At 50.9% G+C, this 12,208-nt stretch carries 8 protein-coding genes; 5 read left to right on the forward strand and 3 right to left on the reverse strand.

Annotated elements, in window-relative coordinates:
* Window positions 1-93: 93 nt before the first annotated feature.
* Both DXB83_RS08490 and DXB83_RS08495 read right to left on the reverse strand, forming a co-directional pair.
* The gene (locus DXB83_RS08490) at window positions 94-1,878 is read right to left on the reverse strand and encodes an ABC transporter ATP-binding protein (protein WP_117761029.1); all 1,785 of its coding nucleotides are present in this window, start codon (window positions 1,876-1,878) and stop codon (window positions 94-96) included.
* A 67-nt stretch (window positions 1,879-1,945) separates the two neighbouring features.
* Window positions 1,946-3,709, reverse strand: a complete 1,764-nt coding sequence (locus tag DXB83_RS08495) for an ABC transporter ATP-binding protein (protein WP_117801493.1) — start codon at window positions 3,707-3,709, stop codon at window positions 1,946-1,948.
* Between the two features lie 643 nt (window positions 3,710-4,352).
* Between DXB83_RS08495 and DXB83_RS08500 the strand changes: the two genes are divergently transcribed.
* Genes DXB83_RS08500 through DXB83_RS08510 form a run of 3 tightly spaced genes read left to right on the forward strand, consistent with a single transcriptional unit; the run spans window position 4,353 to window position 8,233 of the window.
* On the forward strand, window positions 4,353-5,192 hold the full coding sequence (locus DXB83_RS08500) for a carbon-nitrogen hydrolase family protein (protein WP_117761031.1): 840 nt from the start codon (window positions 4,353-4,355) through the stop codon (window positions 5,190-5,192).
* Between the two features lie 23 nt (window positions 5,193-5,215).
* Window positions 5,216-6,400: an iron-containing alcohol dehydrogenase gene (locus DXB83_RS08505; protein WP_118697494.1), complete on the forward strand. Its 1,185-nt coding sequence runs from the start codon at window positions 5,216-5,218 to the stop codon at window positions 6,398-6,400.
* Window positions 6,401-6,415: 15 nt separating this feature from the next.
* Complete coding sequence (locus DXB83_RS08510) at window positions 6,416-8,233, forward strand: N-acetylmuramoyl-L-alanine amidase (RefSeq protein ID WP_117801491.1); 1,818 nt, start codon at window positions 6,416-6,418, stop codon at window positions 8,231-8,233.
* 97 nt (window positions 8,234-8,330) lie between these two features.
* Here the strand turns inward: DXB83_RS08510 and DXB83_RS08515 are convergent, their stop codons facing one another.
* A complete protein-coding gene (locus DXB83_RS08515; protein ID WP_055218598.1) occupies window positions 8,331-9,563 on the reverse strand; it encodes an argininosuccinate synthase in 1,233 nt (410 codons plus the stop codon).
* Window positions 9,564-9,845: 282 nt separating this feature from the next.
* On the opposite strand from DXB83_RS08515, the gene argC reads away from it, so the two are divergent.
* Complete coding sequence (argC, locus tag DXB83_RS08520) at window positions 9,846-10,886, forward strand: N-acetyl-gamma-glutamyl-phosphate reductase (protein ID WP_022462202.1); 1,041 nt, start codon at window positions 9,846-9,848, stop codon at window positions 10,884-10,886.
* Between the two features lie 52 nt (window positions 10,887-10,938).
* Window positions 10,939-12,162, forward strand: coding sequence for a bifunctional glutamate N-acetyltransferase/amino-acid acetyltransferase ArgJ (argJ, locus tag DXB83_RS08525; protein ID WP_118697495.1), 1,224 nt, complete (start codon window positions 10,939-10,941; stop codon window positions 12,160-12,162).
* Window positions 12,163-12,208 lie beyond the last annotated feature (46 nt).

Below are 12,208 nucleotides of genomic sequence, written 5' to 3' on the forward strand. Positions count from 1 at the left end.
TGTCAAGGAAAGGAAAACCAGTTATAGAAAAGAGGGAAAAAAACTGCCTTTCCCTGTAAAAAAGAAAGGCAGTTTTGAGAAAATTTCTTGATTTTACGATACCCTGCGGAACTGTGCCTGGTAGAGCTGGTAGTACGCGCCCTGTTTTGCCATCAGTTCGTCGTGGGTTCCCTGCTCGAAAATCTTTCCGTGGTCGATCACGAAAATCCGGTCCGCATTTTTAATAGTAGAAAGACGGTGCGCAATGATGAACGAGGTACGGCCCTTCAACAGGCTTTCGATTCCCTGCTGCACCTGAATTTCTGTCTGTGTGTCGATGCTGGACGTCGCCTCATCGAGAATCAGAATCCGCGGATCAGACACCATCGTTCTGGCAAAGGCGAGAAGCTGGCGCTGGCCGTTGGAAAGACGGGCGCCGCGCTCGCTGATCTCGGTGTCGTAGCCGTCCGGCAGTTCTATGATAAAGTCATGGGCATGCACGGCCTTTGCGGCGGCAATGATTTCTTCCTCCGTGGCATCGAGCTTTCCATACGCAATGTTGTCGCGGATCGTGCCGGAGAAGAGAAAGTTGTCCTGGGTCATAACGCCCATCTGGGCACGCAGGCTGTTGATGGAGACATCCGTCAGGCTGTGGCCGTCGACGCGGACCGTTCCCGAAGTAATATTGTAGAAACGGCTGATCAGATTGACAATGGTCGTCTTTCCAGCGCCGGTCGGGCCGACGAGTGCGATCGTCTCACCGGGAGCCGCTGTAAAGCTGACATCTTTTAAAACCAGCGTGTCCGGATCATCGGAGTAGGCAAAGCTGACGTGGTCGAATGTTACTTCTCCTTTGATCGGCGGCAGTTCTGTGACGCCAGGCTTGTCGGCAACCTCCGCCGGTGTGTCGAGGATCTCAAAGATTCGCTCCGCAGCGGAAAGGTTCGTGATCAGCTTGTTGTAAAAACCGGCCAGGTTCTGGATCGGATCCCAGAACATCGTCAGATACATCGCAAACGCCGTGAACGTACCGATCGGAACGGCATCCACGCCGAGCACGGAAATACCGATAAAATACAGAAGAAACGTTCCGATGCCCCAGGTCACCTCGATCACAGCGGAAAAACCATCCGCCAGGCGGACCGCATGGATGAAGGAGTTCTGATGCTCAAGAAGAAGCCGGTCAAACTCGCCCTGCGATTCCTGCTCTGCGGTAAAGCTCTTGATGATGCGGATACCGGAGAAGTCCTCGTGGATATACGCCGTAACATTGGAAGATTTTTTCCGGAACGTCTGCCATCTCTTGTGTGCGACGATCTGAATAAAATACATGCCGATAGCGATCAGCGGCAGCACGAGAATCGCACTTAAGGAGAGCCAGATGTTTTTGATCATCATGATCACCAGAATAGCGATGATCGTGAGAATGTTCGGAATCAGCTTTGTGACACCGTCGTTCAGCACATCCTTTAACGAGTTGACATCGCCGATGATGCGCGCCAGAATCTTTCCGGCCGGACGGGTATCGAAAAAGCTGAAGCTTAAGGTCTGGATATGCGTGTAGAGCTCGTCACGGATTTCCAGAAGAATGTTGTTGGTAATGCGCGCCATCAGAAGCATCCGCAGGCGGACACCGGCCGCGTAAACCAGGTTGATCACAACCATGAATACGCAGAGGGCAACAAGCCCGCGCCAGTCTTTCTGCGCAATATTGACGTCGATGGCGTACTCCAGGAGCAGTGGGTTCACAGTGGAAATCGCAATGGTAACGGCGAGAACCACGAGAACAACGGCAACCTGGCGTTTATAATTTTTTAAGTAGGAGAAGAGGCGGCGGATGGTCGCGCTCTTTAAGACCTCTTTCTGCTCTTCATCTACTTTACTGGAATTGATAGCCATAATCGTATTGTTCCTCTCTTAACGGGTAAGTAAATACAGAAGTTGTCGGGTAACAGATTAAATTGAATTAAGCATTGGCAGGAAGTGCCTGCTCGAGGGCTGCCTTTGCTTTATGGTAATCACCGTACTGAGCCTCCCAGGTGGAGTAGTACAGGCCTTTCTGTGCCATCAGACTCTCATGCGTGCCGCGCTCGGCGATGCGTCCGTGATCGAGATACAGGATCTCATCGGCATTCTGCACCGAAGAAATGCGGTGGGCAATGATGATCTTGGAAACATCTTTTTTCTCGGCGAGATGGCTCTGGATTTCGTATTCGGTCTCCATATCGAGCGCCGAGGTGGAATCATCCAGTACGAGGATCGGAGCCTGTTTTGCCAGGGCGCGTGCGATGGAAAGACGCTGCTTCTGACCGCCGGAAAGTCCCATGCCGCGTTCGCCGATGACGGTTTCGTACTGATCCGAAAGATGGTCGACGAACTCGGAAGCACATGCAGCGGAGACAGCGTTATGTACCTCCTCGGATTTCATCGTGCTGCGGCTGCCGAGGCGGACATTCTCAGAAATGGTATCTGAGAACAGGAAGACGTCCTGCATGACGACGGAAGAAGTATCGCGCACGGTGCGCAGCGGCAGGGTGCGGATATCGTGGCCGTCGAGACAGATGGAACCGTCGGTGACATCGTAAAAACGCTCGAGCAGATTGACGATGGTTGTTTTTCCGGAACCCGTCATACCCATGATGCCGAGTGTGTGGCCCTGCTTTAAGGTAAAGTCGATATCCTGCAGAATCGGTGTGTCATGCAGGGAGAAATCGACGTGATGGAATTCCAGGTCACCCGGAAGTTTTGAAAGCTCCACCGGATTTTCCGGTTCTGCGATCTGCGGCTCCTCTGCGAGAATTTTGTTCAGCTTCTTGTTGGAAGCAATCGCAGAAGCGAAGCAGTTGCCGAGCCAGCCGACGTTTTCGATCGGCCAGGTGATCTTGGAGGTGTACTCCATAAAGGCCGTTAAAACACCGAGCGTAATGCGTCCGTGGATGACACCGTAGCCGCCCGCGAGAAGGACGAGCACGCGCATCAGCTTCGTAAGAAACGAGATGGCGGGATCGTATTTCATCAGGACGCGCGCCTGATCCATGTTGAGATCGCAGTATTTCTGATTGTGTTTCCGGAATTTTTTGATCTCATACGGTTCCCGTGCAAAGGATTTGACGGTGCGGACACCGGCGAGATTTTCCTGTGCAACGGTATTCATGACAGCGTTTTCCTCGCTGATCGCATCGTAGACACGGTCGAGTTCTTTTTCGAGGCGGATTGCGATGCCTGCGACGAAAGGAAGGATCGCCACGGAGACGAGTGTCAGCGGCAGATCCAGTTTGACCATACTGACCATTGCCATCATGATACAGATCAGGCCTTCTAAGATCAGCATGCCGGCAAAGCCGAGGATATCCCAGATCCGGTCGACGTCATCGCGCACGCGGGCGAGGAGTTCGCCGGTATTGTTTTTGTCAAAGTATTCCACCGAAAGCCGCTGGACGTGGCGGAACAGGTTGTCCCTCATCTGGCTGGCGACGCGGACGCTGCTGACATCGAATAAAAATTCTTTAATGTACTGAAACAGGGCTTTTGCGGCACCGATCAGAAGAAAGGCGGCAAGGTATTTCCAGAGCAGTTCCATTTTGTGACCGACCAGCACGTCATCCACGATGTGCAGCGTGACAAGCGGCGCGAGCATATCGAGAAAGACACTTAAGGCCATGGAACCAAAAGCGAAAACGTAGTAGTACCAGTTCTGGAGCAGGTACTTACCGATTGGATTTTTCTTCATGAATGTTAAAACCTCCTCATTGATGTCGTTTGGGTGTCTGGCAGAACATAGGCTTTCAAAAGCTCCGTAAGTGTGGGAACGGAACAACGGGAAACGAAAGCGAAGGCTGCGTTTGTATATAAAAGAAGGGAATCGATGCGGTAAGAAGACCGCGGAATCTGCCTGCCGGAAACGGAGCGAAGCCGGAAAGAACGGTTTCGTACTGTTTATAGCAATAAAAAAAGCCGCAGTATCGACGTACCGCGCCTTCTGTGCGAAATAGCAGGCATAAAGAATGCATAGAGATTTGTTATGCAGAGTTAATGCTTACAAAGAATTTCGAAAGAAGGGCAGCCACCTGGTTTGATCGCCATACGAAGTTTATTCTGTTTTACGCTGGATGCATAAATAAGATTGATCATAAGTGGTGTTCTCCTTTCATGATTTTTTCTGCCGCATCTGATCGAACACGACAGCTTATGATTCTAAGCTACTCCTGTTTTCCGGATTTGTCAATTGTTATTTTCAAAAATTAAAAAATAAAAGCTGCAAAAGGTATGAAAATTGCGAATTTGGGTAGCTGTTTTGGGGAATATGCGATATAATAAACGAGAGTATAAGCGGAAAAATCACAAGATAACATGTGAAACGAGGGGACAAAAAGATGGAAAAAATAATTGCAGGCCTGGTGCAGATGGATTCCGGGCCGGATATGAATGAAAATATGCGTATGGCCGAGCAGTATGTGCGGGAGGCGGCGGAACAGGGAGCGAAGCTGATTCTTTTCCCGGAGACCGCAGAATACACGGGAGCAGACATGCCGGGCCACGCAAGTGCAGTGCCGGGCTACGTCAGCCGCCGGTTTTCCAGCCTTGCCAAACGGTACGATGTCTATCTGCACTGCGGCAGCATGACGGTACGGCGCCATCCGGGGCGTCCGTCCAACACGTCGTTTCTGTTCGGACCAGATGGAGAAACGATTGCAGAATACAGCAAAATACATATGTTTGACGTAAATATTCCGGGCAGTGTCTCCTACGAAGAATCACGCGAGATCTGCCCGGGAAATGAAATTGTTCTTGCGGACACGGCGCTTGGCCTGTTCGGCATGAGCATCTGCTACGATATTCGCTTTCCGGAACAGTACCGGCTGATGGCATCCTCTGGAGCAGATGCATTTCTGATAGCGGCGGATTTTACGAAAGCAACGGGAGAGCGCCACTGGGAAGCACTGCTGCGCACGCGCGCCATTGAAAACGGATGCTACGTGCTCGCCGCCAACCAGTGCGGCCAGAAAGCGCGGTTTGAGGCGTACGGCCATTCCATGATCATTGCGCCGGACGGCGAAATTCTTGCGGAGGCAGATGATACCCCGCAGGTACTCATCGCAGAGCTGGATCCGGAAGTGCTGGAGCGGACAAGAAATGAAATCCCGTCTCTGGAAAACAGGAGAGACGATCTTTACCGTGTAAGCTCGGGAAACGTACGGATTTATGAAGAATAAAAATGCAGGGAGGAAATAAGAAGATGGATCAGTTTATACAGTATACCCCGACGGAAGTCGTGTTCGGAAAAGAGACCGAAAACCAGGCAGGCGCTGAGGTAAAGAAATGGGGCGGCACAAAGGTGCTCGTCGTTTACGGAGGCGGAAGTGCAAAACGGAGCGGTCTTCTGAACCGAGTGGAAGCATCTCTTGCAAAAGAGGGCCTTGCCTTTGAAGAGCTTGGCGGCGTAAAACCAAACCCGAGACTTGCCCTTGCCGAGGAGGGTGTGAAAAAAGCAGTGGAAATGCAGGCAGACTTTATTCTTGCCGTCGGCGGCGGAAGCTCGATTGACACCGCAAAAGCCGTTGCACACGGAGCTGCAAATCCGGAGGAGGCACTCTGGGATATCTGGACGAAAAAAGTACCGCTGACAAAATCTCTCCCGGTAGGAGCGGTTCTGACGATTCCGGCAGCCGGAAGCGAGATGAGTGATTCCGCCGTTCTGACAAACGAGGCAATCGGCAAAAAGGCAGGCATCAACACGCCGTTCAACCGCTGCAAATTTGCCATCATGAATCCGGAGCTGGCAGCAACCCTGCCGAAATACCAGATTGCCTGCGGCGTAACCGACATCATGATGCACACGATGGAGCGCTATTTCATTCCGGAGAGCCAGTGCGAGATGACGGACGAGATCGCAGAGGGACTCCTCCGTACCGTAATCAAAAACGGACCGAAGGTTCTGGAAAACCCATCCGATTACAATGCGATGGCGGAAATCATGTGGTGCGGAAGTCTGTCACACAATGGACTGACGGAGTGCGGACGCGGCAAAGATTTTTCGGTACATAAATTCGGCCATGCGTTAAGTGCAAAATACGATGTAGCACACGGCGCATCCCTGGCGGCAGTCTGGGGTGCCTGGGCGAAATACCAGTACGATGATGAGACGGTTCTCTGGCGGTTTGCACGGTTTGCAGAAAAAGTCTGGGGCATCACAGAGGGAAGCGATCACAAACGGGCAACGGAAGGCATTGAGCGCACAGTAGCGTTCTTCCATTCGCTCGGCATGCCGACCTCCCTGCATGAGCTTGATATCCCGAACCCGTCGGATGAGGATCTGCGTGCCCTTTCCATGGATGCAACACAGCAGGACACTGTAAAACTGTCCCGCATCCGCAAGCTGGGCGCACAGGAAGTATATGAGATTTACCAGATGGCGCGATAAAAGGAGGAAAACCAGATGGCAAAAAAGAAAATCGCAGCACTGCTGATCGCAGCGGCCGTTGCGGCAGGAGGCTGGGCGCTTCCGGCAAGGGTAAGCGCAGCAGAAAATGACGGCACGGCCGTAACCTGGCAGCAGGATGAGACGGAAAGTTCCGAGCAGAATTCGGATGAGGAAGCGGCAGTGCAGGAGCAGAGCGGTACTTCGGAAAACGAGACGCCGGCTGTTACGATTCCAGGTGAGGACAACGAACAGGAGCCGGAAGAGAAACTTCCTGCCGGCTGGGTGAAACAGGAGGACGGAAGCTGGAAATACAGAAAAGAGGACGGCACGATGGCCGCCAGCGAGTGGATCACCCATCTGAACCGGAGATATTATCTGAATGCAGACGAAATCATGTGCACGGGTCTTTCGATGGTCAACGGAAAGCTCTATTATTTTGAGAGCTGGGGCGGAGCCGGATACAAAGGCTGGAAAAAAGTCGGCGGGGCATGGTACTATCTGAACGAGGACGGAAGCGTCAAAACGAATGAATGGTTCGTTCACGACAAGAGAACATACCATGTAGATGAAAACGGTGTGATGAGCACCGGACTGCAGAAGATTGACGGAACGCTCTACTACTTCGAGAGCTGGGGCGGAGCCGGATTCCAGGGCTGGAAAAAAGTCGGCGGAACATGGTACTATCTGAATGAGGACGGAAGTCTCAGAACGAATCAGTGGTTTGTGCATGATAAAAGAACGTACCATGTAGACGCAGACGGTGTGATGAGTACCGGCTGGCAGACGATTGACGGCGTTGATTATTACTTTGAAAGCTGGGGCGGCATGCGCGTGAACGCCTGGGCGGCCAAGGGCAGTGACTGGTATTACATGGACAGCAACGGAACCCCAAAAGGGGAAGGCTGGCTGCTGTATGACAAGAACTGGTATTATCTGAGGCAGGACGGCAAAATGATGCACAGTGAATGGCTGTGGTATGATAATAACTGGTATTACCTGCAGAGCTGGGGCGGCATGTATAAGAGCCAGTGGGTAACGATCAAAGGCGCAACGTATTACTTCCGGAGCTGGGGCGGTATTTACAAGAACGGCTGGCAGGAAGTGGACGGAAAAACGTATTACTTCCGAAGCTGGGGCGGCATCTATAAGGATACCTACATCGACGGCTATTACGTTGATAAAAACGGTGTCCGCCGGAACAGCAAAAATATCTGCGTGGCAATCGACGCAGGACACCAGAGAAGAGGAAACAGCGAGAAAGAGCCGATCGGACCGGGATCATCGACCTATAAGGCGAAGGTTGCTTCCGGAACATGCGGTGTGGCAACCGGCATCAATGAGTATGAGCTGAACCTTGCGGTATCCTTAAAGGTACGCGATATCCTTGAGGAGCGCGGCTACGATGTTTACATGATCCGCGAGACGCACGACGTCAATATCAGCAATTCCGAGCGTGCAAAACTTGCCGCGCAGAACGGAGCAGACATTCTCGTGCGTGTACACGCGAACGGCGATTCGAACCAGTCGGTTTACGGAGCACTTACGATGGCACCGAGCAGCAGAAATACGTATCTTTCCGGTGATGTGGTCAGCAAGAGCCAGAAGCTCTCCCAGAAGATGATCGCAGCATTCTGCAAAGACACCGGTGCGAAGAACCGCGATGTGATTTACACCGATTCCATGAGCGGCATCAACTGGAGTACCATTCCGGTCACGATCATTGAGCTTGGCTTCATGAGCAATCCTTCCGAGGACCGTTTGATGGCAACCGAGGATTACCGAAACAAGATGGCACAGGGAATTGCGGACGGAATCGACGCATATTACGAATAAACAAAGGGACCTGCCTGAAATGGGCGGGTCCTTTTTGCATGCAAAAAAAGAAAGCGGAGCGAGTCCGCTTTCTTTTGGGAATCCATAGGATCAGATCTTATTTGTTGTTGTTTTTCTCCAGCTCCTGCATTTTCATCGCACGAACCTTCAGCGGCAGACCGAACAGTGTGATGAATCCGTCTGCATCGTGGTGATCGTAGAGATCGCCGGTGGTGAAGGAAGCAAGAGACTCATTGTACAGGCTGTACGGAGAAGACTCGCCGGCTTTGATGATGTTGCCTTTGAACAGTTTGAATTTTACTTCGCCTGTTACGTATTTCTGGGTTACATCAACGAATGCCTGGATTGCTTCGCGCAGAGGAGTGTACCATTTTCCTTCGTAAACAACCTCAGCAAGCAGGTTTCCGAGATCTTTCTTTGTTTTCAGGGTCTCACGGTCGAGAATCAGCTCCTCTAACTGCTCATGTGCAGCCATCAGGATGGTTCCGCCAGGAGTCTCATAAACACCGCGGGATTTCATGCCGACAACACGGTTCTCAACGATATCAACAATACCGATGCCGTGTTTTCCGCCCAGCTTGTTCAGCTCGGTGATGATTTCAGAAACTTTCATTTCTTTTCCGTTTAAGGTCTTCGGAACGCCGGCCTCAAAGGTCATGGTTACGTACTCGCCTTCGTCCGGAGCTTTTTCCGGAGGAGTGGTCAGTACGAGAAGATCGTCGTAGTTCGGCTCGTTGGACGGATCCTCAAGCTCAAGTCCCTCATGGCTGATGTGCCACAGGTTACGATCACGGCTGTAGCTGTGGTTTGCATCAAACGGAAGGTCGATGCCGTGTGCTTTACAGTAAGCCAGCTCGTCTTCACGGGACTGCATGGTCCATACATCGGTCATTCTCCAAGGAGCGATTACTTTGATATCCGGAGCAAGAGCTTTGATGCCGAGCTCGAAACGGATCTGGTCATTTCCTTTACCGGTAGCGCCGTGGCAGATGGCAACAGCACCTTCTTTTCTTGCGATCTCAACGAGTTTCTTTGCGATAACCGGACGTGCCATGGAAGTACCGAGCAGGTATTTGTTCTCATAAACAGCGCCTGCTTTTACGCACGGCATGATGAAGTCTTCACTGAACTCGTCGATAACGTTTTCGATATATAATTTGGAAGCGCCGGAAAGTTTTGCTCTCTCATCGAGGCCAACCAGCTCGTTTCCCTGGCCGCAGTCGATGCAGCAGCAGATTACTTCGTAGTCAAAGGTCTCTTTCAGCCACGGAATAATGGCAGTAGTATCAAGTCCGCCGGAATAGGCAAGTACAACTTTTTCTTTCATAATGTAAGATCCTCCTTGGATTTCTCGTGCACCTATATGCGCGGTGCATCGTCAATGACTAAAATATACATCATACGACAGGATTATGCAAGCTTTTTTTCAGAAATTCAAAAAAAACTTGCATAATATACATTTGAGGTGTATACTTATGCAATCGACGGTATATGACAGCAGAAAACAAAGATTTTTCATTGAAAAAAGAAAATAATTGAGCTATCATAAAGAAAAAAGAAAAAATGTCCGGCAAGACAAGAAAACGGGCGAAAGAAAAAAGGAGAAAAAGGTATGATCAGAGCAGGAATTATCGGTTCTACAGGATATGCAGGAGGCGAGCTGGTGCGTATTCTCCTGGGACACAAAGATGTGGAGATTAAATGGTATGGTTCCAGAAGCTATATCGATAAGAAATATGCGTCGGTTTACCAGAATATGTTTCAGTTAGTAGACGATGTCTGCAAGGACGACAACATGGAGCAGCTTGCAAAGGAAGTAGACGTCATTTTTACAGCAACTCCGCAGGGACTCTGTGCTTCCCTGGTAAATGATGAAATTCTTTCGAAAGTAAAGGTCATCGACCTGAGCGCCGATTTCCGTATTAAAGATGTAAAAACGTATGAAGAGTGGTACAAGATCGAGCATAAATCCCCGCAGTATATCGACGAGGCGGTTTACGGACTGTGCGAGATCAACCGTGAGAAAGTAAAACAGGCGCGCATCGTGGCAAACCCGGGATGCTATCCGACCTGCTCAACTCTTTCGATTTATCCTTTATTAAAGGAAGATCTCATTGATGGCAACACCATCATCATCGATGCAAAATCCGGAACTTCCGGAGCAGGAAGAGGAGCGAAAGTGGACAACCTCTACTGTGAGGTCAATGAAAACATCAAGGCATACGGCGTTGCCGGCCACCGCCACACACCGGAGATCGAGGAGCAGCTTTCCTATGCAGCTGGCTACCCGATCACCCTGAACTTCACCCCGCATCTTGTTCCGATGAACCGCGGCATTCTCGTAACGGCATATGCATCCCTGAAAAAAGATGTGACTTACGAAGAGGTTAAAGCCGTTTATGATAAGTATTATGCCAACGAGCAGTTTGTACGTGTTCTCGATAAGGATGTCTGCCCGCAGACGAAATGGGTCGAGGGAAGCAACTATGTGGATGTCAACTTCAAGATTGATCCGAGAACGAAACGAATCATCATGATGGGTGCGATGGACAACCTGGTCAAAGGCGCAGCAGGACAGGCGGTACAGAATATGAACCTGATGTTCGGCCTGCCGGAAAATGAAGGCCTGTGCATGCCGCCGATGTTCCCGTAAAAAAGACAGAAGCAGACAACAGACGGAATTTACGAAAAGTGAGGATAAAAGAATGAAAAAGATTGAAGGAGGCATCACTGCTGCAAAAGGTTTTCAGGCAGCAGGCGGCGCAGCAGGAATTAAAAAACAGGGCGTAAAGGATATGGCACTTGTCTACAGCGAGGTACCGTGCGTAGCAGCAGGAACCTTTACTACAAACATCGTAAAAGCAGCTCCGGTCAAATGGGACCAGGAGATTGTATACAACCATCCAACCGCACAGGCAATCGTCTGCAACAGCGGAATCGCCAATGCATGCACCGGCGAGGAGGGCCATGGCTACTGCAGAAAAACCGCAGAGGCAGCATCGGCTGCACTTTCCATTCCAGAGGACTCCGTTCTCGTTGCATCGACCGGTGTTATCGGAAAACAGATTCCGATCGATAAGATCGCAGCCGGCGTGGAAATGCTGAAACCGCAGCTTGCAGCTACAAGAGAAGCCGCAGCTACAGCAGCACAGGCGATCATGACAACCGACACCGAGCCGAAGGAAGTTGCTGTTCAGATCGAAATCGGCGGAAAAACCGTAACGATCGGCAGCATGTGCAAGGGCTCCGGCATGATCCATCCGAATATGTGCACCATGCTGAGCTTTGTGGCAACCGATGCCAATATTTCGAAAGAGATGCTGCAGAAAGCACTGAGCGAAGTCGTACCGGACACCTACAACATGGTTTCCGTAGACGGTGATACTTCCACAAACGATACCGTTCTCCTTCTGGCAAACGGTCTTGCCGGAAACCCGGAAATTACGGAAGAAAACGAGGATTACAAGATTTTCAAAGAAGCACTCTTTGAAGTCAATAAAACACAGGCGATGCACATCGCAGGCGACGGCGAGGGCGCAACCGCACTGTTCGAAGTGACGATTCAGGGAGCCGAGAGCAAAGAGCAGGCCGTGACACTGGCAAAATCCGTCATCACATCGAGTCTGACGAAAGCGGCAATCTTCGGCCATGACGCCAACTGGGGAAGAATCCTCTGCGCGATGGGTTACTCCGGAGCAAAATTCGATCCGGAAAATGTAGATCTCTACTTTGAGAGCGCAGCCGGAAAACTGCAGATTATCACGAAAGGTGTTGCCGTTGACTACAGCGAGGAGGAGGCAACGAAGATCCTCTCCGAGCCGAAAGTAACTGCGATCGCCGACATCCACATGGGAGAGGCGGCAGCAACGGCATGGGGCTGCGACCTGACCTATGACTATGTAAAAATTAATGCGGATTACCGTTCTTAAAAACATTCGGATGAAATTCTGAGGGAATACAACGAAAACGTGCCGG

It is taken from the genome of Blautia sp. OM06-15AC (genome assembly GCF_003481425.1).
Taxonomy (GTDB): Bacteria; Bacillota; Clostridia; order Lachnospirales; family Lachnospiraceae; genus Fusicatenibacter; species Fusicatenibacter saccharivorans.

What these genes read in the sequence shown, in the direction of transcription:
- DXB83_RS08490 (WP_117761029.1), bottom strand. Translation starts at nt 1,878, where the DNA reads ATGGCTATCAATTCCAGTAAAGTAGATGAAGAGCAGAAAGAGGTCTTA.
- DXB83_RS08495 (WP_117801493.1), bottom strand. Translation starts at nt 3,709, where the DNA reads ATGAAGAAAAATCCAATCGGTAAGTACCTGCTCCAGAACTGGTACTAC.
- DXB83_RS08500 (WP_117761031.1), top strand. Translation starts at nt 4,353, where the DNA reads ATGGAAAAAATAATTGCAGGCCTGGTGCAGATGGATTCCGGGCCGGAT.
- DXB83_RS08505 (WP_118697494.1), top strand. Translation starts at nt 5,216, where the DNA reads ATGGATCAGTTTATACAGTATACCCCGACGGAAGTCGTGTTCGGAAAA.
- DXB83_RS08510 (WP_117801491.1), top strand. Translation starts at nt 6,416, where the DNA reads ATGGCAAAAAAGAAAATCGCAGCACTGCTGATCGCAGCGGCCGTTGCG.
- argC (WP_022462202.1), top strand. Translation starts at nt 9,846, where the DNA reads ATGATCAGAGCAGGAATTATCGGTTCTACAGGATATGCAGGAGGCGAG.
- argJ (WP_118697495.1), top strand. Translation starts at nt 10,939, where the DNA reads ATGAAAAAGATTGAAGGAGGCATCACTGCTGCAAAAGGTTTTCAGGCA.